The sequence below is a fragment of the Nonomuraea recticatena genome (assembly GCF_039533245.1).
Classification (GTDB): domain Bacteria; phylum Actinomycetota; class Actinomycetes; order Streptosporangiales; family Streptosporangiaceae; genus Nonomuraea; species Nonomuraea roseola.
In genome coordinates this window covers 1-644 of sequence record NZ_BAAATE010000167.1, presented here as the reverse complement: position 1 = coordinate 644, position 644 = coordinate 1, and the positions used below count along the sequence as shown (strand labels likewise).

The 644-nt window shown below is 54.0% G+C and carries 1 pseudogene; it reads left to right on the top strand.

The window, feature by feature from the left end:
• A pseudogene (locus tag ABFX50_RS50960) lies at positions 1-636 on the top strand (IS3 family transposase); the annotation flags it as partial.
• Positions 637-644 lie beyond the last annotated feature (8 nt).

The window sequence follows — 644 nt, the reverse complement described above, 5'->3', positions numbered from 1 at the left end:
TCGTATTTTTACCATCGTGCCCGGCTGAAGCTGGCTGACAAATACGTTGATTTACGCCGAAGCATCACAGAGATCTTCGACAACAACTACCGTTGCTATGGATATCGCAGGGTGCAGGCATCCCTGCTCAAGGAGTGCACGGGCATCTCAGAGAAGGTGGTTCGCCGGCTGATGAAGCAGGAGGGGTTGATCGTGGCCAAGCCCAAACGCCGCAGATATAACTCATACCTTGGAGAGATAGGTGCTGCCCCGCAAAACCTCATCAATCGAGACTTCCATGCCGCTGCGCCCAATGAGAAGTGGCTCACCGACATTACTGAATTCCAGATTCCTGCTGGCAAGGTCTACCTGTCGCCAGTCATTGATTGCTTTGACGGGCTGGTGGTGAGCTGGTCGATTGGGACTCATCCCAACGCAAATCTCGTCAACACAATGCTGGATGCGGCCATTGATGCTGTTCAAGGCAGCGAGAGCCGCCCTGTGATTCATTCTGATCGTGGAGCTCACTACCGCTGGCCAGGCTGGCTCTCGAGGGTCCATGATGCAAAGTTGGTTCGCTCGATGTCTCGCAAAGGGTGCTCGCCAGACAATGCTGCATGCGAAGGCTTCTTTGGAAGGCTAAAGATGGAGCTGTTCTAACCCTG